This is a genomic window from Winogradskyella vidalii, assembly GCF_013403955.1.
Lineage (GTDB): Bacteria > Bacteroidota > Bacteroidia > Flavobacteriales > Flavobacteriaceae > Winogradskyella > Winogradskyella vidalii.
On the sequence record NZ_JABFDG010000001.1, the window covers coordinates 308683 to 334011 of the forward strand.

General features: G+C 35.0%; 15 protein-coding genes. 11 read left to right on the forward strand and 4 right to left on the reverse strand.

From position 1 onward, the window contains the following. Nucleotides 1-123: 123 nt before the first annotated feature. From HM982_RS01225 to HM982_RS01245, 5 genes are all read left to right on the forward strand, one after another. Entirely contained in the window at nt 124-1179 is a 1056-nt protein-coding gene (locus HM982_RS01225) for a Fe(3+) ABC transporter substrate-binding protein (RefSeq protein WP_179351303.1), read from the forward strand. Further along, nucleotides 1160-2824: an ABC transporter permease gene (locus tag HM982_RS01230; RefSeq protein ID WP_179352347.1), complete on the forward strand. Its 1665-nt coding sequence runs from the start codon at nt 1160-1162 to the stop codon at nt 2822-2824. The genes HM982_RS01225 and HM982_RS01230 overlap by 20 nt, the downstream gene beginning before the upstream one ends. A gap of 2 nt (nt 2825-2826) precedes the next feature. Continuing rightward, nucleotides 2827-3837 (forward strand): ABC transporter ATP-binding protein, encoded by a 1011-nt coding sequence (locus HM982_RS01235; protein ID WP_179351304.1) that lies wholly within the window; start codon nt 2827-2829, stop codon nt 3835-3837. A 216-nt stretch (nt 3838-4053) separates the two neighbouring features. After that, on the forward strand, nt 4054-5238 hold the full coding sequence (locus tag HM982_RS01240) for an MFS transporter (RefSeq protein WP_179351305.1): 1185 nt from the start codon (nt 4054-4056) through the stop codon (nt 5236-5238). Nucleotides 5239-5561: 323 nt separating this feature from the next. Further along, the gene (locus HM982_RS01245) at nt 5562-5711 is read left to right on the forward strand and encodes a hypothetical protein (RefSeq protein WP_179351306.1); all 150 of its coding nucleotides are present in this window, start codon (nt 5562-5564) and stop codon (nt 5709-5711) included. Between the two features lie 127 nt (nt 5712-5838). On the opposite strand, the gene HM982_RS01250 is transcribed toward HM982_RS01245, so the two are convergent. The 4 genes from HM982_RS01250 to HM982_RS01265 form a co-directional block, all read right to left on the reverse strand. Continuing rightward, nucleotides 5839-8724: an alpha-amylase family glycosyl hydrolase gene (locus HM982_RS01250; RefSeq protein ID WP_394354335.1), complete on the reverse strand. Its 2886-nt coding sequence runs from the start codon at nt 8722-8724 to the stop codon at nt 5839-5841. A gap of 64 nt (nt 8725-8788) precedes the next feature. After that, nucleotides 8789-10099: a SusE domain-containing protein gene (locus HM982_RS01255; RefSeq protein WP_179351308.1), complete on the reverse strand. Its 1311-nt coding sequence runs from the start codon at nt 10097-10099 to the stop codon at nt 8789-8791. Between the two features lie 18 nt (nt 10100-10117). Beyond that, a complete protein-coding gene (locus tag HM982_RS01260) occupies nt 10118-11758 on the reverse strand; it encodes a RagB/SusD family nutrient uptake outer membrane protein (protein WP_246296551.1) in 1641 nt (546 codons plus the stop codon). Nucleotides 11759-11763: 5 nt separating this feature from the next. Continuing rightward, nucleotides 11764-14661 carry a SusC/RagA family TonB-linked outer membrane protein gene (locus HM982_RS01265; protein ID WP_179351309.1) on the reverse strand — a complete coding sequence of 966 codons (2898 nt, stop codon included), beginning with the start codon at nt 14659-14661 and terminating at the stop codon, nt 11764-11766. Between the two features lie 491 nt (nt 14662-15152). Here HM982_RS01265 and HM982_RS01270 point away from each other — a divergent pair, with 491 nt between their 5' ends. From HM982_RS01270 to HM982_RS01295, 6 genes are all read left to right on the forward strand, one after another. Continuing rightward, complete coding sequence (locus HM982_RS01270; RefSeq protein ID WP_179351310.1) at nt 15153-16199, forward strand: LacI family DNA-binding transcriptional regulator; 1047 nt, start codon at nt 15153-15155, stop codon at nt 16197-16199. A 138-nt stretch (nt 16200-16337) separates the two neighbouring features. Next, nucleotides 16338-17696, forward strand: a complete 1359-nt coding sequence (locus HM982_RS01275; RefSeq protein WP_179351311.1) for an MFS transporter — start codon at nt 16338-16340, stop codon at nt 17694-17696. A 4-nt stretch (nt 17697-17700) separates the two neighbouring features. Further along, on the forward strand, nt 17701-18357 hold the full coding sequence (gene pgmB, locus HM982_RS01280; RefSeq protein WP_179351312.1) for a beta-phosphoglucomutase: 657 nt from the start codon (nt 17701-17703) through the stop codon (nt 18355-18357). Between the two features lie 45 nt (nt 18358-18402). After that, nucleotides 18403-20709, forward strand: coding sequence for a glycoside hydrolase family 65 protein (locus HM982_RS01285; protein ID WP_179351313.1), 2307 nt, complete (start codon nt 18403-18405; stop codon nt 20707-20709). Nucleotides 20710-20861: 152 nt separating this feature from the next. Continuing rightward, entirely contained in the window at nt 20862-22802 is a 1941-nt protein-coding gene (locus tag HM982_RS01290; RefSeq protein WP_179351314.1) for a glycoside hydrolase family 13 protein, read from the forward strand. A gap of 96 nt (nt 22803-22898) precedes the next feature. Further along, nucleotides 22899-25328 carry a glycoside hydrolase family 31 protein gene (locus HM982_RS01295; RefSeq protein WP_179351315.1) on the forward strand — a complete coding sequence of 810 codons (2430 nt, stop codon included), beginning with the start codon at nt 22899-22901 and terminating at the stop codon, nt 25326-25328. Nucleotide 25329 lies beyond the last annotated feature (1 nt).

The window sequence follows — 25329 nt, forward strand, 5'->3', positions numbered from 1 at the left end:
GATGCTCTAGGTTCTATTCCTAAAACCCTTAAATCTTTCTTAATTTATAATATTAGCTGCGACCTTCTTATTTGTATCCATTCTAAATTATTATATTTGTTTTTATTGAAAAACAGAAATATAATGAAGAAACAATTATTTGCTATAGCCACTTTTGCTTTATTAGTTGCTTGTGGAAACGATAATAAGAAAAAAGATGGTTCTGAATTAGATACACCACCTAAAGAACAGGTGGTCAATGTATATACACATCGTCATTATGAACCAGACCAGGATATTTTTAAAATGTTTGAAGATAAGACGGGTATCAAAGTAAAAGTGATAAACGCCAGTGCTGATGAGTTAATCCAGAAAATGAAAATGGAAGGGAAGCAATCGCCTGCCGATGTTTTAATTACGGTTGATGCTGGACGATTAAGTCGGGCGAAAAATCAAGGTTTGTTACAGAGTATTGAATCTGAAATTTTAGAAAACGCCATTCCTGCACATTTACAAGATGCCGATAACCAATGGTTCGGATTAACAAAACGCGCACGAATTATAGCTTACGCAAAAGATAGAGTATCCCCTGAAGATTTATCAACTTATGAAAATTTAGTTGAAGACAAATGGAAAGGGAAAATATTAGTGAGATCATCTTCAAATATTTATAACCAATCATTAATGGCGTCGATTATAGCTAATAATGGTGAGGAAGCTGCTAAAACTTGGGCAGAAGGTGTGGTTGCTAATATGGCACGTTCGCCAAAAGGATCGGATAGAGATCAGGTAAAAGCTGTAGTGGCTGGAGAAGGGGATTTGGCAATTGTAAACTCTTATTATATTGGTAAAATGCTAAATTCACCAGATGAAGAAGAAGTAAAAGTCGCTAACCAAATAGGCTTGTTTTTTCCAAATCAAGAGAACAGAGGAACACACATTAATGTAAGTGGTGCTGGTGTTGCTAAATATGCGCCAAATAAAGCAAATGCCATTCAATTTATTGAATTTCTAATTAGTGAAGAAGCACAACAAGTGTTCACGGAAGCTAATTACGAATATCCAGTTTTAGAAGGTGTTGAGCCTGTTAAAGATATTAAGGATTGGGGTGATTTTAAGGAAGATAATTTAGAACTCAATGCCTTAGGAGAAAATAATAAAAACGCCGTTTTGATTTTTGATGAAACTGGATGGAAATAATAGCAACCCTTTTTCCTTAAAAACAAGGTTACAAAGGTTAAAAAGAGATAGTAACAGATGGTCAGTACTTACACTGGCCATTGTTTTTTTCTTGGCATTACCCATTATATCAATTGGTGTAGAGCTGTTTTCAAGACCTGGAGAAACTTGGAGCCACATTGTGACGTATTTACTGCCAGAATATATCTGGAATTCATTATATCTCGTTCTTTTTTGTAGTATGCTCGTTTTGCTTTTAGGCGTGTCTTCTGCATGGTTGGTGTCACGTTTCGATTTTATGTTTCGCAAACAAATGGAGTGGTTATTAATTTTGCCACTTGCTATTCCTTCTTATATTGTAGGTTATGCTTATGCTGGAATTTTCGATTATGGCGGCAGTCTAGATTTACTATTTCGGCAATTAAATCTCGATTTTATACGAATCGATATTATGAATAGAGCAGGACTCGCTTTTGTATTAAGTATTTCTCTATTCCCATATGTTTATGTTAGCGCAAGAGCTTTTTTTCTTAATCAGGCGAATAACCTTTTGGAGGCGTCAAAAGTGTTGGGTGTTGGTGAACGAAAAACTTTTTTTAGATTGATGCTACCATTAGCGAGGCCAGCGATTGTAGCCGGATTGGTCTTAGTGTTAATGGAAGTGCTAAACGATTATGGTGCCGCGAGTTATTATGGTGTTAATACCTTTACCACCGGAATATTTAGGTCGTGGTTTTCTTTAGAAGAGCCAGAAACTGCCGTGTATTTATCGGCATTATTAATTGTAATTGTTTTTGCTTTAATTCTGTTTGAAAAATGGCAAGTACGAAAAATGAAGTTTACATCGTCAAAAACAAATAGTACGCAACTGCAGAGAAAAATACCAAAGCGTTCGGTACGTTGGATGATTTTTTCAATGGTGTTTTTGCCGGTTCTTCTAGGGTTTATTTTACCAGTAGCTCAGTTAATGTATTGGGCTGTTTTAACGGCATCTACCGTTTTTGATATGCAGTTCCTTATAATCTCATTACAAAGTTTCGGCATCGCCATTTCATCTGCTGTGCTTACTGTTTTCTTTGCGCTTTTGTTGATCTATTTTTCAAAATGGAGCAACATACGTTCTATTAAAAATGTCGCTAGAGTTGGAGTTTTGGGTTATGCGATTCCAGGAGCTGTGATTGCTATTGGAATCATGATTCCCACCCTAGCATTAGACAAATGGTTGATTGAGGTGTTGGGTAACTTCGGAATTGATTCGGGTCTAATTATTAATGGAACATTAATGGCGCTACTTTATGCTTATGCGGTACGCTTTTTGGCCGTAGCTTATAACCCTATTGAATCTACAGCCTTAAAAGTTGATAATTCCATTCCGGATTCATCAAAAGTTTTAGGTGTTGGAAACCTAAAAACCTTTTTTAAAATTGAATTTCCATTGATTAAAACAGGCGTGTTTAGTGCGGTTATTTTAGTGTTTATTGATGTTATGAAAGAGCTGCCATTAACCTTAATTTTAAAACCCTATCATATAGATACCCTCGCTGTAAAAGCATTTGAATATGCCAGTGACGAGATGGTTATGGAAGCTTCTATACCATCACTTTTCATTATCTTTACCGCTATGATTCCGGTGATATTTTTAAATAAATTATTAATTAAAAAATAAGAATGCTAAAGATAGATTCACTTTCTAAAAGCTTTGATAAGGGTAAGAATTACGCTTTAGACAACGTGACTTTTAATTTAAAAGTTGGAGATGTTTGCGCTATTGTTGGTGAAAGTGGTAGTGGAAAAACAACCTTGGTTCGTTTAATCGCTGGACTCGAACGTCCGGATAACGGAAGTATTTTGTTAGCAGATAAAGTGATTGCTTCGGTTAATAAATTTGTTCAACCTGAAAAAAGAAAGATAGGTTTGGTTTTTCAGGAGTATGCGCTTTTTCCGCATTTAACCATTTTGGATAATATTTTATACGGCATTTCAAAATTAAAAAATAAGAAGGTTAGAGCTCAAGAAATGTTAGATTTAGTGGGTTTAAGCGGCATGGAAAAACGTTATCCTCATCAACTTTCTGGTGGACAACAGCAACGTGTAGCTTTAGCAAGAGCCTTGGCACCAAAGCCTTCATTGCTGATTTTGGATGAACCCTTTAGTAATCTCGATGCTATGTTGCGCATGCAACTACGAAATGAGGTTTTCGATATTATAAAAAAAACAGGAGTGACGGTGTTGTTCGTTACCCACGATACCCAAGATGCCCTTTCTGTTGCTGATGAAATTTTGATATTACAAAAAGGTAAAGTGGTTCAAAAAGATGCTGCGGCAAATTTATATGTAAAGCCGAACACTTTATATGTGGCCTCCTTATTTGGAAGCACGGTTCACATTAATAAAAACATTCAGAATGCTTTTCAGTGTCCTTTAAATGAAACCTGTTGCCACGCCATCCGAAATGAAAAAATTAAAGTCAACCCGTCTTCCGAAAATTTTGATTGTGAATATATCACCACAGCCCAAGTGATTAAAAAGATTGAACTTGGCGATTCGGTTCAGTTACTTTTAAAGCTTGAATCTGGCGAGCAATTAACCGTTATGACACAAGCTAAAAATATCGAAGACAGAATTCATATTGGTTTCAATTCAAAAGATATTTTAGAATTTAATCAAGAGCAAGTCTAATCATGCCCTTAAACATCTTTAATGCATAAAATCTAAGGTAACTTGTTGGTGCTTTGTTTTTTATGTTTGTTTTATTTTCTATACTAAATTAACAGCTAAATTTTAGATAAATATTAACAAGGTTAAAAACGTATAGATATGTGATAAGTGACTAGTGGTGAGACTAAGTAATTGTATGGAAATTTGCATACTACTATTCGGAAATTTAAAATTGCTATGAAGAATGAATTTTCCAATAAAAAAGCATTATTATCCTTAGCCATTGGTGGTTTTGGGATAGGGCTTACTGAATTTGTGATTATGGGTATTTTACCTAATGTTGCCAATTCATTAGCAATTTCTATACCTCAAGCAGGTCATTTTATTTCTGCTTACGCCTTAGGAGTTGTGGTTGGTGCGCCATTACTAACAAGCTTTAGTCATAAATTATCACCAAATCGTATGCTTTTATTGCTTATGACTTGGTTTACAATTTTTAATACCCTTTCTGCATTTTCAACCAACTATAATATGCTGTTGGTAATGCGATTTTTATCTGGGCTTCCGCATGGTGCTTTTTTTGGTGTTGGTGCTGTTATAGCTGGTAAATTAGCTAGAAGAGGAAAGTCTGCACAAGCTATAGCTGTAATGTTCTCGGGTTTAACAGTGGCGAATGTTATTGGTGTACCTATAGGAACTTTTTTAGGAAATCAATACCATTGGAGTGCGTCTTTTATTATGGTTGGTGTTGTAGGTGTTTTAACTTTAGTAAGCATTTTTTATTGGATGCCGCAATTTGAAAAAGAAGAAAAACAACCTTTAAGTGATGATCAAAAAGGCCTTAAAAATCCAGAACTCTGGGCATTAATTGCACTAACAACAATTGGTACAGGAGGTTTTTTTGCATGGTATAGTTACATTGCCCCTTTACTTACTGATGTAGCACTTTTTTCTGATAATGTAGTGAGTTATGCGATGATTATTGCTGGTTTAGGAATGTTTGTGGGGAACTTTTTAGGTGCAAAAATGGCTGATGCTTTTACGCCGTTGCGCTCTGTTATGATTAGCCTTTTGGGCATGACTATTATTTTACTTATAAATTCATTTTTTGCATCACATGCTATTTTGGCCTTGGTATTAACATTTTTAATAGGGCTGATTGCGTTTAGTATATCAACACCAATACAAATGGCAATAATTAATACTGCTAAAGGTGCAGAGATGTTAGGTTCTTCAATGAATCAAAGTGCCTTTAACATGGGAAACGCCATGGGCGCTTATTTAGCAGGCTTGCCAATTGCATATGGTTATAGCGTAACTTCGTCGTCATTAGTAGGTGCTTCTTTAGCATTTTCAGGTGCTATAATTGCTATAGCAATATTACTTTACAGACAGAAAAAACTTAAGAAAAACTCTAATTAAAGGAGTTACTTTAATTCATATGGAATTATGAATTACAAAGATTTAGATGTTGCTTTAAAATGTTATAAGGTGTCTCTGTATAATCTATTACTCCTGTTTTTTTAAGTCGTTTTTTTGAAATAAACATAAAACATTAGATTTCTATAAATCGTATTATTTACGGTATTATCAGTTAACTGTTCTATATTGATTTGGTAATCAGCGTGTTGTTAATATAACATACATATTCGATAAACGCGTGATATTTTTATCGATTCTAACTTCCGAATTTTGTACCAGAGAGATTACATATGTAGTTCTAAATGATTAAAAAACAATACGCTATGAAAAATACAGCAATTAACCCAACCGTTTGGCAGCCTTTAAACTATTCGAATTTTAAAAAGGAGAAATCTATCAAGTCGATAGATGCTAATCAGAAAAAATGGAGCTTACCACTAATGATGTTTTTAAAATTAAAATCTCAGAAATAACTGGATTATCGCCAGCAAAAATGTTTGGCTATAGTAAGTCTTCTTTTATATAATTCAACTAATATATAAAAGCAAAAGGTGCCCAATTGGAGCACCTTTTTTAATTTTAAAAACTATCAGCTACTAGTTACATTTTAATCAATTTAGTAGTTAAAGTTTGGTTATTATCATTTTGTACTTTAACCATATACATTCCCGAAATTAATGAAGAAATATCAAAACTGTCTGTTTTTGAATAACTTCCATTGAAAGATCTAACCATTTTACCGCTTAAATCATAAATTTCAACATTTGTAACATTAGCATTAATACTAAATGATGCTTGTGATGGGTTAGGGTAAATACTAAAGCTTGCCCAGACTTGGTCTTCAACACCTAATACATTGGTAGGTTGATTTCCTAAAATTCTAAATTGACCTGCGGGAATTGTAATGCTGCTCGCCGTGTTACTTACTGTGGTGTTTCCTGTGGCATCCATTAAATCATACCAAGTTGAGGTGACACCACTTGGAAAATTAGTAGTAATAGACTGACTAGTAACATCAAAATTAGCAAGGATAATAACATAATTCAATTCAGAATTAGAAATTGAATTATCAAACACCTCAATTCTCGGTGTTAAATCTCCTGAACTTATGGTATAGTCACCTTCAAAAACGGGTTCTTCAATTTTTAATTTATGCAATTTAGACCAATCGTCATAGATTTGTCCTCTAAGAGCATCAGTCAACCAATTGTTGGTCCATTGTGGTTGAGGCTTAGTATCTAATTTACAATCACCACTACCATCTTCATCACCATCAAAATTTGTAGAACCATCATTGCAAGTAAATATAGAATTCTCCATACCAAGTTCGCCAAAGTGCCAAATCATTTTTGGACCAGGAACCATAGTAGATATAGCGCCTAAAGCAGACATTCTAGAAAGTGCAATATTTAAATCTTGAACATTGTGCGATGAGTTACTCGTATTTCCATAGGCTAAATTTTTGAACATTAAACGTTCTTCATCATGGCTTTCAGGATAACCAACTACTCTAGGAGCGTTGAACCCTGTATGCGCATTATGGCCAATTCTATCGATATTTTTATCGCCATCTTGTCCCATAGTAAGCTCATTATAGGGATCTGTCATTTTTCCCCACATCATAACGCCTTTGTCTTCATCGAGACGGTAATTGGCCCATTCCTTTTCTTCGTTATCTGAACCTAAATGCTCAAATATAACATAGTGTGTATCATCTAAAGACCACGAATAATCAGCATATTCCTTTAAAATATCTACACGATCTTGTTGGTAGCCATTAGTACAACTTTCATCACTAGCAGTACAATTTTGAGTAAATCCTTTGGTTAAATCCCATCGAAAGCCATCAATATTAAATGCTTCTACCCAATGTGCTATGGTTCGTTTTACATAGTCTTTTGTTCTTGCATTTGAATGATCAAAATCACTACCCACACTATAGCTATGTCTTGCTGTTTCATTAAAATATGGGTTTTCAGCATTTGGGCTTCCCCAACCATCTTGTTCGGGATCATTCATCCACATTCTAACCATTGGGTTTCTACCATAAGCATGGTTAAGTGCAACGTCTAATATAACAGCGATACCATTTTGATGGCAAACATCTACAAGTTCTCTGAGTTTATCTTCTGTACCGTAAAATTTATCTAATGCCATATGGAAAGATGTGTTATAACCCCAACTTTCATTGCCTTCAAATTCCATTACTGGCATCAGCTGAATAGCATTGATATTGAGGTTTTTGAAATAATCGATACGGTCTATAATATCTTGAAAATTACGATTAGAATCAAAATCTCTTACCAATACTTCATAAATAACTAAGTCTTCCTTTTTTGGCTTTGTAAAATTGGTCACCTGCCAATCGTAGGGTGTCTGACCAGTTTCTAAAACGGTAACTTCACGTTCTTGGCCTTCAGGATATGCTGGTAAGTTAGGGTAGCTTGTTGCCGGAATATAAGGATCGTCATAAGGCGATAAAACCAAAGTAGAGTAGGGGTCTGCTGTTTTGACCATTACAGGTGAATTAGCAGCAGGTGTTTCATCGACTACCCAATATTGATAGGTTTCTATTTGACCAGGTGTTAAGTCCGTTAATTCAATCCAAAATTTACTATTTCTAGTAGGGTCTTTTTTCATAGCATAAGAGACATCGGGTTGCCAGTTATTAAAACTTCCAGCGACATAAACAAAATCCTTACCAGACGCATACAATACTAAAACAGCAGTATTATCATCAATATAAGTAATACCATCTTCATAAGTGGTTGGCATAATACCAATGTTTGAGCCGGGGTCTATAAGGACATTAAATGTTCTTGTAATTGACGTGCCGTTTAGCTCAGCAGTAAGTTCGTAATTTTTGTTTTCAGTTATATTAGTATCTACATAACTGTAATTGCTTGTGGCATTATTGGTGTTAATTACAACCCCATTAGCGCTTAGTGTATAATTTGCATTGCCACCAATATTAGTAGCTGAAATGCTTAGGTCGTCTCCAGAATTAATAATTTCTGTCGTAGTAGAAGGTGCTGTTAAGCTAACTTGAAATGTACCAACATCAAAAATAAAGTCGTTACAACCATTAGCTTTTAATTCTTGACTACCATCAGCATTTCTAAAAACCATACCCATTGCAAGTGCATTGGCGGCCTGAGTTGCGTTTAAGCCATAATAAGTTTCAGGTACAAAAGTGATAGAATATATACCACCACCTTGGTTGGTCATCTCTCCAACACCATCATCTTCTCCCCAGTTTCCTACAACACCAAAACCAAACGCGTCAGTGCTATTTCCAATTCCGGAGTGCATATACACTTTACTCGGGTTGCTAAAGCCATTACAATCGGAAGCTGTACTCGTAATATCAAGCGTAATTGTGATGCTTTCATCTACTTCAAAAGGGTTTGGACTAATAGTAACTTGTGAGAAGGCAAATAACGAAATGCTAAAAGAGAGCATTAATAAGTAAATTTTTTTCATCATTTTATTTTTTAAAAAAAGGGCTGAAGTAAATCAGCCCTTTTAGGTTATAGGGTTTAGGTCCTATTTATTGAATTTTGTTAAGCATATAAGTGCCGTTTGCAACATCCATTTGTACACGGTATAACCCTGCAGTTACAGCAATGTTTTCACCACCAGCATCTAAAGTGCCATCTGCGCCGTTATCACCATAATCAGTATCCCAAGCACTGTTTAATCTAAATTTAATTTCACCATCTACAAATGTAGCAATGTCACCAACGTAAACGTCTGGTTGAATTTGTGTTAGTGAGAAATCTGGAGTTTCACCCCAAGCATTATAACCATCACCAACAATACCCCAAACATCAGATTCTTCAAGGGTGTAAGAATTGTCATTTAAGTTTATTGAGATAGAATAATGACCAGCAGTAACAGGAATGTTGTCTCCTCCAAATTCTACATCCCAACTATTATTAAGTCTAAACTTAACCTCACCATCTAATAATTTTACATCCACTTTAAATGTGTCCGTTGTGTAATCGTAATAAAATTTAGCATCTGGAGTTTCACCCCAATTATTATAGCCATCACCAACAACACCCCAAGAATAGTCTACCATTGTGTATGTATTCTCATTAGTGTTCATTGTAATTTTGTAAGTTCCTGCTGTTACAGGAATATTTGCTCCACCAACTTCTAAGCTGCCTTCAGCTTCACCAGCACCAAGATCACTATCCCAAGCATTGTTTTCTCTAAATTTAATTTCACCATCTATTAAGGTTACGTAAGCTACTAACACACCAGCTTCACTTGTAGTGTAGAACTGTCCATCAGGACCACCATCACCCCAAGCATTATAACCATCACCAACGACACCCCAAGTAGCAGGTTCAATTCCGCTATTACCAGATCCACTTCCTTCTAATAATTCTACATTAATAATTAAAACATTAGAGAATACATCGTCTGCACCACCAGCATCTCCTGCAAGAGCTCTTACTCTTACTGAAAAAGAGCCAGTACTTGGTTCTGGAGAATCAGGGTCATTATCTAAACCTGCTTCAGTTGCAACACTCATCATCTGACCAATAGTCATTGCGATTTCGTTATCTGTTGCTGTATTCACAATAGCAGCATCTGTAAAATCTCCTAATATAGAACTTTGTAATTCATAAGATCCGTTTGTTGGTACACCAAAATCTGCACTAGTCCATGTGAATCTCTCACCTAGGTTGCTTGAAGTACTTGATGTAAGTACATAAGAATCTAATATTGAATTTGTAAATACAAATCCTTCAGGTGCTTGTGTTGTGAAGACAATGTCATCTTCCGTTTCACAACTATTAAAACTTATTAAGGCAAAGATGAAAAGGCCTAAAATTGATAATTTTTTCATATTTATTGTTCGTGTTAATTAGTATCCTGTGTTTTGTTCTAAGTTGGTGTTGATCCCTAAATCTGTTGCTGGTATTGGCATTACATCTCTAAAAGATTCTGTAGTTGTACCTTGTTGTATACCACCTTTCCATTGCCAAATTCCGTTACTAGAAAATTGATTGAATCTGATTAAATCTGTTCTTCTATGAGCTTCCCAGTATAATTCTCTAGAGCGTTCACTAAGAATGAAATCTAAATCTAAGTCTGTAGTTGTTATATTACCACTAGTATCACCATAAGCGCGACCTCTAAGTTCGTTAATATAAGTAACAGCATTACTCATGGTACCTCCACCACCTCTAAGTACAGCTTCAGCATACATTAAATAGACATCACCTAACCTAAACATTGGAAAATCAATATCAGTATGGTCTCCAGAACTGTCTGAACCAGGATTACCGTTAATATCTACGTTTTTGTATTTTGATATAGCGAAACCTTCTGTAAAAGTACTTACGTCTGTAATATCTTTGTTTTGACCATCAGTATAGAATAACGCTCTACCATCATTAGAATTTTCTTCACCAGGAAACTGTTCTACTAATGTAGGAGTTGTTCTAAGACCAGCCCATCCTCCGTTAATTCCAAAATCTGCAGGTGTCATTGATCCACCAACAGCTGCATGTGTTATAAATGTCATTCCTCCAAAAACCTGAGTTCTAAGTCCATCATAAGGAATTGTGAATATAACTTCGTTTTGAGCTCCGTTAGAATCGTTATCTGCTAAAAATGAATAAGCATAAGGAGTGTTTGGAATTGAGTAACCTGCACCGATAATATTGTTAGTATAAGTTATAACATCTGTGTAACGAGGTGTTCCTGTGTATACTTCTGCATTAAGGTAAATTTTAGCAAGTACCATCCATGCAGCAGCTCTATCTGCTCTACCATAATATTCAACAGGATTTGCATTTGGTTCTGGTAAATCATCTAAGATGTCTAACAATTCAGATTCTACATATTCAAATAAATCTGCTCTTTGAATTTGAGGAGGTAAAAATGCACCAATAGGATCGTTTTCAGTTATAAAAGGAGGATTTGCATATAAATCCATAGCGTGCCAATAAGTAAGAGCTCTCATAAAACGAACTTCTGCTCTATAAGTTTGAATCTCTGCTTTTAGTTCGTCGCTAACACCTCTGTCATTTAATTTACCATCTGTAGTTTGACGTAAAAATTCATTTGTTAATGCTACTTGATACATTAAACGACTGTACATAGTTCTGATAAACTCATTACCAGCAGTCCATTGTTGTCCGTGTAAATCTTGAATTGTACCATCGTTCCAAGAAATAAGAGCTTCGTCTGTTGTTAGCTCTTGCATTTTCCAATACAATCTTAAGTAGTTGGAAAACCCTTCGTCTAATCCAGCTAAATCGGCTGAACCTGCAGGACCTTCTTGTCCACTTAATGAAATACCAGCGTAAATTTTCGCTAGAAATTGTTGGTAAGATTCTGGATCTTCAAAAGCTGCTTCTCCAGTAAGACGACTGTCTTCTGGTTGTAAGTCTAGTCGGTCCTCACAAGATTGCACAAAAAGTGCAAGAGTGAAGACAACTAAAATACTTTTAATTGTTCTTAACATCATAGCTTTATTGTTTATATAATTATTTTTCATTTTTTTTAGAAAGAAAAGTTTAAGCCTAGAACAATATCACGTGTTCTCGGGTAAAAATTGTTTTCAATACCACTTGAAATTTCAGGATCTAACCCGTCGTATTCAGTAATCACAAACAGGTTTGTTGCTGTTAATGATGTTCTTAATGTCATTTTTTGGAACGGAATAGTATAACCGATAGAAACATTATCTAATCTTACAAAGTCTGCGCGTTGTATATACAAGTCTGAAAATAAATTTTGACCTGTAAAACCAGTATCAAGTAAACTAGCATGAGCATTACCTTGATAACTTGGTTGATTTACAACAGCATTTAAATTACCACGATCAGAAGCACTATTGTTATAAACATAGTTTCCAAAACTACCTCTAAAAGTGAAGTTTAAATCCAGGTTCTTATATCTAAAGTTATTAGTGAAACCAATAAATGCGTCAGGAGTAGCTTTTTTATATGCTTGTCTATCTGCTTCTGTAATTTGGTTATCTCCGTTAATATCTACGTAAGCACCTTCAATAGGGTTTCCATCACTATCATAAACCTGACGGAAAACAAAAAATGTAGTTGGATCATAACCTGGTTTTAATATTTGAATTTGATTACCTACACCACCACTAATACCACCTGTTGGTATAAAATAATCAGGATCGTCATTTAAACTAAGAGATGTAATTTCTTGTTTTTGAAACGTAATGTTGAAATTAGTATCCCATCCAAAATTTTCTTTTTGGAAAATAATTCCATTGAAAGATAATTCTAAACCTTTACTTGTAACAGCACCAACGTTTGTTAATAGAATATCCGTTAAGTTAGCTCCTGCAGGTACTGGTACACTAGATAGTAAATCTTCAGTTTCTCTGTAGTAACCATCAATAGTACCTGTAAGTCTGTTGTTAAAGAATCCGAAATCTAAAGCTAAATTGTACTGAGTAGTTTCCTCCCATTTTAAGTTTTCATCAAATCCTTCAGGACGTAACGTTGATACAAATATTGGCTCACCTGTTGGTGTGGTTCCAATTTGTATGTTAGCAGCATTATTTCTAGATGGCGTATATACACCTAAGTATCCATAATTACTACCAATTTCCTGCTGACCTGTAACTCCCCAACCAGCTCTTAATTTTAAGTTTGAAAAGAATGAGTCTTCAAGAAAACTTTCATTCATCATTTTCCAACCTAAAGAAACTCCTGGGAAATATCCAATACGGTTATCTTCACTAAAACGTGAAGAACCATCTCTTCTAAAACTAGCAGAAATCAAATATTTATCTGCAATATCAAAACTTGCTCTTGCAAAATAAGATTCTAAAGCGTTTCTATTGATATCTGTTTGTGTTGTATTAGTATTTGTAGTTCTATCAAAAAAGCTTTCAATATAAAATTCTTGAAAGGCATGTCCTGCTGTAAGATCAATTTTTGTATTAATAGATTCGATTTCATTTTTATAGTTTAAATAAAAATCTAAAGATGTATTTCTATTTAAACCATTTGATACTTCCTGAGTACTAAATCCTCCTGAATTATTAGGATTTGCTGCTATAAATTTGTGACCATCATTCTCAGCGTAGTCAATACCTGCATTTAAATTAAAAGATAAACCTTCTAAAAAAGGAAGTTTATAATCGATATTAAAGTTAGCAATAACACGTTGAATAGTTTGTCTGTCTTCATAAGTATCTAATAAAAATAAAGGATTCACTGGTGCTAAGTTAGCAGTGGTACCATATTGTGTGTAATTACCATTATCATCTCTTACAGATTGTGTTGGGTCAAACTGAATTGCAGCACTAATCGCTCCAGAATCAGCATAAGCATATTCATCTTGAATTGCCTTTCCTACAAATGTTAATTTTAAATCGTTATCTAATAATCGTTGAACAAAAGAAGCATTTACACCGTTTCTTTCATAAAGATCATCAAGAGCACCTTCTTGTGATGCATGATTAAAGTTAACACGGAAATTAGAGTGCTCATAACCTTTCGATACCGTCACGTTGTGTATAGCACCTGTACCTGTAGTATAGATTTTGTCTTGCCAGTCTGTGTTTGCGTCTCCTAAAGTAGAAGAATCAAAACTTGGGTTTGAGGCCAAAGCTCTGTATTCTGAAGCTGTTAATACATCAACAGTATTTGTAACACGTCTAGTAGAAACTTGTAAACCATACTCAATTTCAAGAGGTTGATTAGCATTACCTTTTTTAGTTGTAATTAAGATGACACCGTTAGACGCTCTAGAACCATAAATGGCTGTTGCAGAAGCATCCTTTAGAACTACAAAATCTTCAATGTCTGCTGGGTTAATAGCATTCAATGCGTTTCTACTTCCTTGTGCACCACCTCTTTGATCAATAGGTAAACCATCAATTACAATAAGAGGGTCATTTGTAGCAGATAAAGAAGCACCACCACGAATTCTAATCTCTCCACCTTCACCTGCTCCACCACCACTTGATGTCACACGTACACCAGCAGCTTTACCAGAAATAAGTTGTTGAGGAGCTACAATAGCACCACGGTTAAATTCTTCGTCACCTACTTTTTCAACAGCACCTGTTGCATCTTGTTTTGTCGTAGATCCATAACCAATAAGAACAACTTCATCTAATTGAGCTGCATCTTCTTCTATGGCCACATCAATAATAGCTTGACCAACAAATTTAATCTCTTGTGCGGTATAACCAACATAAGAAAAAACAAGGACTTCACCTTCACTTAACTCTATCGAATATTTACCATCAAAATCCGTTGCGGTTCCTCTTGAAGTTCCTTTAATTATAACATTTACGCCAGGTAGAGGCATGGCGTTTGCTTTATCTGTAACTGTACCTGATGCGGTAGTCTGCGCCATCAAGGTTGCCGGTAGCATTACGAGACAGATTAGTAAAGCATTTAAAACTGTTTTCATACAATATATTTAAGTTAATTGCTTAGTTGTTTAGATTTATATTTTCACTTCTCGGGTTAAATCTAGGTAAATTTAATATGATTGGAAGGTTAATTTACATGACGAAAGTCACGAAAACGTTTTCGTGTTAAAAACTTTTCCTAAAATATTAACATTTGCAGAATATTAGCTAAAATTTGAGCATATTTCAATAAATATGTACGATAATTAATAATTCAGAAATTTTAAAGTGATTGTTGAATTGTGTTCGTTTGCTTTTTTCGTTAATTTTTTCAGTAGTTTTAGTATGCATTAGAAAAGATAAATATGACCAAATGGTACCACTGATAAATAAATTTTGATACATTAGTAAATGATAATATGGATGCTCTGTTTTACTGCTGAAAAACAGTAGATATACACTATTAATACGTCCCTAATTAAATTTCGATACCAAAGCGTGATTATATGGATGCACCCAGTGAACGCCAAAAAACAATAGAATTACCCACATGAAACGAAAAATTACCTTAAAACAAATAGCTAGAGAACTTGACGTATCTATTTCTACGGTATCCAAAGCATTACGAAATAGTGCTGAAATAAGTGATGACACCAAACAAAAAGTTCAGGCTTTTGCTAAACTCTATAATTACAAGCCTAATAATATTGCCTTGAGTCTTAAGAATAGACGTACTAATACTATTGGGATTATTATACCAGAAATTGTACATCATTTCTTTTCAAAAGTCATTAGCGGTGTAGAGCTTATTGCGAATCAAAGAGGTTATAATGTAATTATAGGACTGTCGAATGAGTCATTTTCAAAAGAAGTCATAAACATGGAAATGTTAGCCAATGGCAGTATAGATGGGTTTGTATTGTCTATGTCTAAAGAAACTTTAAAGTTGCAAGATTACCATCATTTTAATGAAACCATGACGCAGGGTATGCCTATTGTAATGTTTGATCGTGTGGTTTCAGAAATAAAATGTGATAAAGTTATCGTTGATGATTTTAATGGTGCTAAAACAGCCGTTGAAAAATTAATAGATAACGGATGTAAATCTATTGCCTTAATTACTACCAACGATTATGTAAGTGTGGGTAAATTGAGGACTCAAGGCTATCTTGAAGCTTTAGTGGAACATCAAATGACACCCAAAGCGGAGTTAATTCTTAAAATAGATGATTCATTAGATTATGAAAAACACCTAAACGAGTTAGAAAATGAAATTGAACAACTATTTATAGCTAACAAATCTTTAGATGGTGTATTTGCGGTAAACGAAATTTATGCTTTATTAGCCATGAAAGTGGCTAGAAAACTAGGATTTAGTGTGCCTAATGATGTTCAAGTCATTGGTTTTACTGATGGTGTGCTCTCAAAACATGCAACGCCAAGTCTAACAACTGTAAGCCAACATGCACAACTTATGGGCGAAAAAGCAGCGCATTTGCTGATAAATAAGCTAGAAAGTGAGTTTAATAGTGCTGACGAGGAGTTTCAAACCGTTGTAATTACAACCGATTTAATAGAGCGAGAATCAACCAAATAGAAATTTAACATTGCCGTTTTAAAATCTTTTATATCTTTGTGGCATAAATCAAAACTTATATTTTCACTTCTCACAAGAAAAAGAAAGTTTTGATAAGCTAAGCTTGTCAGAATAGTATTAATATTAATATACTATTTAATGGAAAAGCGTAGATTAAGTTTCTGGCAAATCTGGAACATGAGTTTTGGGTTTCTAGGAATTCAGATGGGTTTCGCCCTTCAAAATGCCAACGCAAGTAGAATACTACAAATTTTTGGAGCAGATGTTCACGAACTCTCATGGTTCTGGATTATTGCACCCCTTATGGGATTAATCGTTCAGCCTATTGTAGGTTATTACAGCGATAGAACCTGGGGAAAACTAGGCCGAAGAAAACCTTATTTTTTAGTTGGTGCTATTTTAGCATCTGTAGGCTTGGTGTTAATGCCACAGGCAGATATGTTTATTGCATTCTTACCAGCTTTATGGGTTGGCGCAGGAATGTTAATGATTATGGATGCCTCTTTTAATATAGCCATGGAACCTTTCAGGGCTTTAGTTGGTGATAATTTAAGAACTGATCAACGTACCGCAGGATTTAGTATTCAAACCGCACTTATAGGTTTTGGAGCTGTTGTTGGTTCTTGGTTACCTTATGCTTTGGCAAACTGGTTTGGTGTTTCAAACGAAACGGTGGCCGGTGTTGTACCGTCAAATTTAATTTGGTCATTTATTATTGGAGCCGTGATTTTAATTGCGTCTATTTTAGTGACTGTCTTTACCACCAAAGAATATTCTCCTGAAGAATTGCACGCGTTTGAAAACGAACATCATAATACTGATAGTGTTGAAATTCTTGAAGAAGAAAAATCAAGCCTGTTAGATATTTTTGAAGACTTTGCCAAAATGCCAGCCACCATGCGCCAATTAAGTTGGGTGCAATTCTTTTCTTGGTTTGGGCTTTTTGGAATGTGGGTATTTGCTACACCAGCAATTGCACAACATATTTATGGTTTACCAATAACAGATAGTAGTAGTTCTACTTATCAAGATGCTGGCGATTGGGTTGGGATTCTCTTTGGTATTTACAACCTTGTCTCTGCGTTCTATGCTTTTGCACTGCCTTATATCGCTAAAAGAATAGGCCGAAAACGCACACATTCTATTTCATTAATTATTGGAGGCCTCGGAATGCTTTCCATTTATATTATGCCAAATGAAGATTGGCTTATTGTTTCTATGATTGGTGTTGGGGTTGCTTGGGCAAGTATTCTAGCTATGCCTTATGCTATTTTAGCAGGATCTATATCACCTAAAAAGATGGGAGTTTATATGGGGATTTTTAATTTCTTCATCGTAATTCCTCAAATCATTAATGCACTCATCGGTGGCCCACTTATAAAGTATGTTTATGGTGATCAAGCCATATTTGCTTTAGTGATGAGTGGGGTTAGTTTTTTAATCGCTGCAGCATTAGTATCAAAAGTAAAAGACGTTGATGACGTCATTCAAAATTAAAAAAATGAGCAAAAAAGGATTCATATTCGATTTAGACGGTGTCATTGTTGATACTGCAAAATATCACTTTTTAGCATGGCAACAGCTCGCTAAAAATTTAGATATCAATTTTACTGAGGAAGAAAACGAACAACTAAAAGGGGTTAGTAGAGTACGTTCTTTAGAAAAAATACTAGCCTGGGGAAATAAAACCATTTCCCAAGACCTGTTTGATAAACTCATGGGCGAAAAAAATGAAGAGTACTTAAGTTATATCGCTGAAATGGATGAAAGCGAAATCTTACCAGATGTACCTAAGGTTTTAAGCTTCTTAAAAGACAACAAACAACCTATTAGTTTAGGTTCGGCCAGTAAAAATGCCAGAACTATTTTAGAACGGGTGAATCTAAAATCAAGTTTCAATGCAATAGTTGATGGCAACGATGTTACTAAAGCAAAACCAGACCCGGAAGTATTCTTAATCGCAGCAAAGCAGATTGATATGAAGCCCGAAGACTGTATTGTTTTTGAAGATTCTGTAGCAGGTGTTGAAGCTGCAAATACAGCGAATATGATTTCGATAGGTATTGGTAGCAAATCGGTTTTAGGTCATGCGGATTATGTATTTAATGATTTTACAGAGATATCAGAAGATTTTATTAAATCTCTAATTGAAAAATAAATTAAGAAAAGTATCTCGTAAAGAGGTTTTAAAAATATTATCACAATGAATCTAGATTATATCATACCAAACAATTGGTCAATCTTAGAAGAAGGATTCGATCCTCAACAAGTAAAAGCATCAGAAAGTTTGTTCAGTATCGGAAATGGTGCTATGGGACAACGTGCCAATTTCGAAGAAAAATACTCAGGCCCCACCTTTCAAGGAAGCTATATTGCAGGCGTTTATTACCCTGATAAAACCAGAGTAGGTTGGTGGAAAAATGGCTATCCAGAGTATTTTGCAAAAGTATTAAATGCACCTAATTGGATTGGAATTAATGTTTCTATTAACGGTGAGGCTTTAGATTTATACACCTGTAAAAACGTAAAAAACTTTCGTCGAGAACTGAACATGAAAGAAGGTTGGCTTTCGCGTAGTTTTGTAGCAACGCTTCAAAATGACATTGAGGTTGAGATTAATGTGAAGCGCTTTTTAAGTTTAGATAAAGACGAATTAGGAGCTATTGATTATTCCGTGAAGCCATTAAATGCTGATGCGACAATCACTTACCAACCTTACTTAGATGGTGGTATTACTAATGAGGATACCAACTGGGATGATAAATTTTGGGATTTATTAAAAGTATCTCAAGATGGTGAAAAAGCCTTTATAGAATCTAAAACCATGAAGACTGAGTTTTACACTTGTACATTTATGGAATCTCAATTGTTTCATAATGGCACCCAAGTTCAAATTCCTTCAGAAAAAGAAGCAACCGAAACAACAATTGTATTTTCTTATTCGCAAAAGGTGGTTAAAGGCGAAACGTTTTCTATTCATAAGTTTGCTGGGTATACCGTAGATCGTAATCACGACAAAAACGAATTAGTTGTTGCTGCAAAATCAGTTTTAGAGCAAGCCACAACTGCAGGTTTTTCAAAATTATTAGACGACCAAAAACAAGCTTGGGCTAATATTTGGGATATGGCAGATATCACCATTGAAGGTGATGTGAAAGCACAACAAGGGATTCGTTTTAATATTTTCCATCTAAACCAAACGTATTTAGGTACTGATGCAACGTTAAATATTGGTCCCAAAGGATTTACAGGCGAAAAATATGGCGGTAGTACTTATTGGGATACGGAAGCTTATTGTATTCCATTTTACATGGCTACTAAAGATCAAGAAGTAGCTAGAAACCTCTTGACTTACCGTTATAATCATCTTGATAAAGCTATTGAAAACGCTGAAAAATTAGGCTTTACTAATGGTGCGGCGTTATATCCTATGGTGACTATGAATGGTGAAGAAAGTCACAACGAATGGGAAATTACCTTCGAAGAAATCCATAGAAATGGGGCTATTGCTTATGCGATTTTTAACTATTACAGGTATACAGGCGACTTTAGTTACATTCCAGAAATGGGACTCGAAGTATTAATTGGTATTGCACGTTTTTGGCATCAAAGAGCAAATTTCTCTACTGATAAAAATAAATATGTCATTCTTGGTGTAACCGGGCCAAATGAATACGAAAACAACATCAATAATAATTGGTACACAAATTATATAGCGAAATGGTGTATTGATTATGCGCTTGAAATGATAGAAAAAGTTAAAGAGGGTTATAATGATGATTACGCTAGAGTTTCAGGTAAAACAAAAATTACACATGAAGAATTAGCACTCTGGAAAAATGTCGCAGATGAGATGTATTTTCCATATTCTGAAGAGCATCAAATTTACCTTCAGCAAGATGGTTTCTTAGATAAAGAATTGATTACAGTTGAAGATTTAGATAAAACCCAACGCCCAATTAACCAAAAATGGTCTTGGGATAGAATTTTACGTTCGCCTTACATTAAACAAGCCGATACGCTTCAAGGATTTTATTTCTTTGAAGATCATTTTTCAACTGAAGAATTAGAACGTCATTTTGATTTTTACGAGCCATTTACCGTTCATGAAAGTTCATTATCGCCCTGTGTACACAGTATACAAGCTGCTAAGTTAGACCGTATGGAACAGGCTTATACCTTCTATTTACGAACATCGCGTTTAGATTTAGATGATTATAATCACGAAGTGCATGAAGGTCTACACATCACCTCAATGGCAGGTACTTGGATGAGTATCGTTGAAGGTTTTGGTGGTATGCGTGTTACAAATGACACCTTATCGTTTGAACCTAAAATCCCAGAACAATGGGAAGGTTATTCTTTTAAAGTGAATTTTAGACACCAAATAATTAAAGTCAGTGTTAACCAAAATGAAACACAATTTAAGCTTGAAGGCGATAAAGATTTACAGATTTTGGTGAATGGAAAACCGGTTACTATTAGTACAAATAATGTTGTAACGGTTTAATTTAAATAAGATCTAGCAGGTTTTTAAAACCTAGCAGGTCTATAATAAAAAATATCCTACAAGGCATGTGCTGAACTTGATTCAGTATCTAACTTGTAGGTATTTGTTTAAGGTTGCAATAACGACTTGTTTCATTTTTAAAATCAATTACAATGAAAACGCTAAAACTAACTCTATTAACGCTACTAGTTGCAATCGTGTTTTCGTGTCAAGAAACCACATCTGAGAAAAAAGTGGTTTCAGAACCTGTAACTAAAATCCAAAACGATATTGAAAAAGTGGAGCCACCTCATTGGTGGATTGGTTTCAAAAATAAAAACGTACAATTATTGGTAAAGCATCCTAATATTGGGAAAGCGACAGCAACAATTAATTATACTGGTGTTAGCTTAGTGGAAACACATAAAGCAGATAGTCCTAATTATCTATTCTTAGATTTAGAGATTTCTGGAACGGCAAAAGCAGGGCAATTCAATATTATATTTCAACTTGGAGACCAATCCGAATTAATTCAAACCTATGAGTTAAAATCAAGAGAAAAAGCAGCAGAAGACTATGTTGGTTTTAATAGTTCCGATGCTACTTACCTTATTACACCAGACCGTTTTGCAAATGCGAATCCTAATAATGATTTCGTGAAGGGTTTATTAGAACAAGGTATAGATAGAACTGAAGATTATGCTCGGCATGGTGGCGATTTACAAGGGATAACTAATCATTTAGATTATATAGAAGACTTAGGATTTACAGCCGTTTGGCCTTGTCCTGTATTAATAAATGATATGCCAAGTGGTTCGTATCATGGTTATGCTATGACCGATTTTTATAAAGTAGACCCAAGATTTGGAACTTTAGAAGACTATAAAAAATTGGCTTCAGATTTAGATTCTAGAGAGATGAAACTCATTATGGACCAAGTAGCGAATCATTGTGGGTTAGAACATTGGTGGATGAAAGATTTACCATTCAAAGATTGGGTGAATTATCAAGGAAATTACGAGAAAAACAGAGATAATTGGAGCAATGAAAAAACTCTAACGTCTAATCACAGACGTACTACTAATCAAGATTTGTACGCTTCAAAAAAAGATAATCAAGGCATGACAGATGGTTGGTTTGTTTCTGGTATGCCAGATTTAAATCAACGGAATCCGTTTATGGCTAACTATATTATTCAGAATAGTATTTGGTGGGTAGAAACTTTAGGTTTAGGAGGCATACGGCAAGATACCTATCCTTATCCAGATAAAGAGTTTATGAGCAATTGGGCAGGTTCAATAATGGAAGAATATCCTAATTTTTCTATTGTAGGCGAAGAGTGGAGTTACAACCCTTTGCTAATTGCTTATTGGCAAGATGGTCATAAAAATGCAGATGGTTACGATTCTAATTTAAAATCAACCATGGATTTTGCCATGCAGAAACATATTGTCGATGCCTTAAACGAAGAGGAGTCATGGGACCTAGGCCTCATAAAAATGTATGAAGGCTTAGCCAACGACTTTGCTTATACGTCACCAAAAGATATTATGGCATTTTTAGATAACCATGATAAAAGTCGTGTGTATACAGAATTTAATGGTGATATCAGAAACACTAAAATGGCTTTAAGTTACCTATTAACAATACCAAGAATTCCTCAAATTTATTACGGAACCGAAATTTTAATGGACGATTTTGATAACCCTGGTGACCACGGATTAATTCGTACCGATTTTCCAGGAGGATGGGCAGGTGATACCGTTAATGCATTTACTGGCGAAGGGCTATCTGATGCGCAAAAAGGCATGCAGGCTTATCTTAAAAAATTGTTGAACTATAGAAAATCAAGTGAAGCAATCCATGATGGAAAAACCATACATTTTGGACCACAAGATGGTGTTTATGTTTTAGCAAGAATGACAGAGAACGAAACCGTAGTGCACATCATTAATAAAAATGAAGACACTCAAGATTTAGATTTATCTCGGTTTGAAGAGTTGGGACTCAATGGTAAAATCTTGAAAAATATAATCACAGAAGAACAGGTTAAATGGAATAATAGTTTGGTGCTAAATCAAAAAGGCAGTTTAATATTGACCACTAAATTTTAAAAAGACCTAGCAGATTTTTAAAATCTAGCAGGTCTTAACATCTAAACAGATACATGTCCTGCAGGTGGAAAAACTGTGTAGGTATAAAAGCTAAATATGAAAAAAATAATTTACTTCGTTATAAGTCTATTTTTTACGATTTCAATTACGGCTCAAAATGTAAAGCGTAAGTTTATAGAGGCTGAAAATATTCACGATGGCGGACAAGTGTCGATTAAAGTGAGTGATGGTTATTATTTAATTAAACCATTGTCTTCTCATAGTGTAGAAACCACCTTTGTTCCAATTGATGAGGAGATAAACCCTATTTCTCATGCGGTTATTGCAAGCCCCAATATTTCAAACTTTGAAGTTTCCGAAAATGAAAAAACCATAGCAATCCGTACAGACGGTATTCATATTGCAATCACTAAAAGTCCGTTTCAAATAGCCTACTATTATAAAGACCAACTTATCACATCCGAAAAACGAGGCTATTTCAAAAGTGAACACCAACCTATGGAAATGGTACAAGGTAACATTGTAGCAAATGCCACCGAAAAAATAGAATTCAACCTTACTAAAGATGAAGTGCTTTACGGAGGAGGAGCTAGAGCTTTGGGTATGAATCGTCGTGGCAACCGTTTGCCGTTGTATAATAGAGCACATTATGGCTACGAAACACATAGTGAGTTAATGAACTATACGATGCCAATAGTCTTGTCGTCTAATAAATACATGATTCACTTCGATAATGCACCAGTTGGCTACCTAGATTTAGACAGTAAAGGCGATAATACTTTAACCTATGAAACCGTATCAGGAAGAAAAACCTATCAACTCATCGTAGGTGATTCTTGGATGGATATGATGGATAATTACACTAATTTAACAGGAAAACAACCCATGTTACCGCGTTGGGCTTTAGGTAATTTTTCAAGTCGTTTTGGCTATCACTCACAAGAAGAAGTAGAAATGACCATCGCTAAATTTAAAGACGAAGAAATTCCTGTGGATGCCATTATTCTCGATTTATATTGGTTCGGAAAAGAGTTAAAAGGCACTATGGGGAATTTGGAAGTCTTCCGTGATTCCTTTCCCGATTTTGAAGGCATGGTAAAACGGCTAAATGATAAAGGTGTAAAAACCATCACCATCACAGAACCGTTTGTTTTAACTACGTCTAAAAAATGGGACGAAGCTGTAGAAAAAGACGTATTAGCTAAGGACTCTATTGGAAATCCAGCCAAATACGATTTCTATTTTGGAAACACGGGACTCATAGATATTTATAAACCTGAAGGCGAACAGTGGTTTTGGAATATTTACAAAGATATCGCCAATATGGGTGTTGCAGGTATGTGGGGCGATTTGGGCGAGCCCGAAGTGCATCCCAATTGGGTACAACATCATACCGGTTCTGCAGATGAAGTCCATAATATCTACGGACACGATTGGGCACGGCTCATCCACGAAGGTTATCAGCGCGATTTTCCAAACACAAGACCCTTCATTTTAATGCGCGCTGGCTATTCGGGTTCGCAACGTTACGGTATGGTTCCATGGTCTGGCGATGTCAATAGAACTTGGGGAGGTTTACAATCTCAACCAGAAATTGCCCTACAAATGGGCATGCAAGGTTTGGCTTATATGCATAGTGATTTAGGCGGATTTGCAGGCGATAATTTAGATGATGAGTTGTATGTGCGTTGGTTGCAATACGGCGTGTTTAATCCTATTTTTAGACCACATGCACAAGAAGATGTGCCTAGTGAACCTGTTTTTAGAAGCGAGAAAGCAAAAGCTTTAGCCAAAGAAGCGATTGAATTACGCTATAAATTATTGCCCTACAATTACAACTTGGTGTATGAAAATAACCAATCTGGTAAACCGTTGATGCGACCGCTATTTTTTGAAGAAGCAGATAATCTTCAGTTATACGATTACTCAAAAACTTATTTATGGGGGAATAATATTTTAGTATCACCAGTTTTGGAAGCTAGCATAACAGAACAAGAGGTTTATTTTCCAAAAGGAAATGCGTGGTGCGATTTTTATACTGATGAAAAGATTGAAGGTGGACAAACAAAAATAGTTCAACTAAACGAAAATACGATTCCAACTTTTGTAAGGGCAGGTGCTATTATTCCGATGGCAAAATCAATACAATCAACAACGGATTATAATAGTGATAATCTTGAATTACACTATTATTTTGATTCCAACACACCAAAAACGACGTACCATTTATATGATGATAATGGTGTTGAAGCTCATGTGCAAAATTATCAATTAATGACTTTTAAAGCCGAATTAAAAGCAACTAATCTGCAATTCAAATTTGAAGTGCGTGCGGATTCAAGTCATGTTTCAAAAGCGAAAGCCATAGACTTGATTATTCATAATATTCAAAAGAAACCAAAACAGGTTAAGGTTGCAGGTAAGAAAGTCGCTGTTAAATATAATGCGGAATTTAATATAATGACGGTTCCTGTAACTTGGGATACTTCAGAAGTAAAAGAAATCAAAATCAAACTAAAAAAATAAT

Coding starts and splice junctions, on each gene's coding strand:
- HM982_RS01225 (WP_179351303.1), top strand. CDS start 124: ATGAAGAAACAATTATTTGCTATAGCCACTTTTGCTTTATTAGTTGCT.
- HM982_RS01230 (WP_179352347.1), top strand. CDS start 1,160: ATGAAACTGGATGGAAATAATAGCAACCCTTTTTCCTTAAAAACAAGG.
- HM982_RS01235 (WP_179351304.1), top strand. CDS start 2,827: ATGCTAAAGATAGATTCACTTTCTAAAAGCTTTGATAAGGGTAAGAAT.
- HM982_RS01240 (WP_179351305.1), top strand. CDS start 4,054: ATGAAGAATGAATTTTCCAATAAAAAAGCATTATTATCCTTAGCCATT.
- HM982_RS01245 (WP_179351306.1), top strand. CDS start 5,562: ATGAAAAATACAGCAATTAACCCAACCGTTTGGCAGCCTTTAAACTAT.
- HM982_RS01250 (WP_394354335.1), bottom strand. CDS start 8,724: ATGATGAAAAAAATTTACTTATTAATGCTCTCTTTTAGCATTTCGTTA.
- HM982_RS01255 (WP_179351308.1), bottom strand. CDS start 10,099: ATGAAAAAATTATCAATTTTAGGCCTTTTCATCTTTGCCTTAATAAGT.
- HM982_RS01260 (WP_246296551.1), bottom strand. CDS start 11,758: ATGAAAAATAATTATATAAACAATAAAGCTATGATGTTAAGAACAATT.
- HM982_RS01265 (WP_179351309.1), bottom strand. CDS start 14,661: ATGAAAACAGTTTTAAATGCTTTACTAATCTGTCTCGTAATGCTACCG.
- HM982_RS01270 (WP_179351310.1), top strand. CDS start 15,153: ATGAAACGAAAAATTACCTTAAAACAAATAGCTAGAGAACTTGACGTA.
- HM982_RS01275 (WP_179351311.1), top strand. CDS start 16,338: ATGGAAAAGCGTAGATTAAGTTTCTGGCAAATCTGGAACATGAGTTTT.
- pgmB (WP_179351312.1), top strand. CDS start 17,701: ATGAGCAAAAAAGGATTCATATTCGATTTAGACGGTGTCATTGTTGAT.
- HM982_RS01285 (WP_179351313.1), top strand. CDS start 18,403: ATGAATCTAGATTATATCATACCAAACAATTGGTCAATCTTAGAAGAA.
- HM982_RS01290 (WP_179351314.1), top strand. CDS start 20,862: ATGAAAACGCTAAAACTAACTCTATTAACGCTACTAGTTGCAATCGTG.
- HM982_RS01295 (WP_179351315.1), top strand. CDS start 22,899: ATGAAAAAAATAATTTACTTCGTTATAAGTCTATTTTTTACGATTTCA.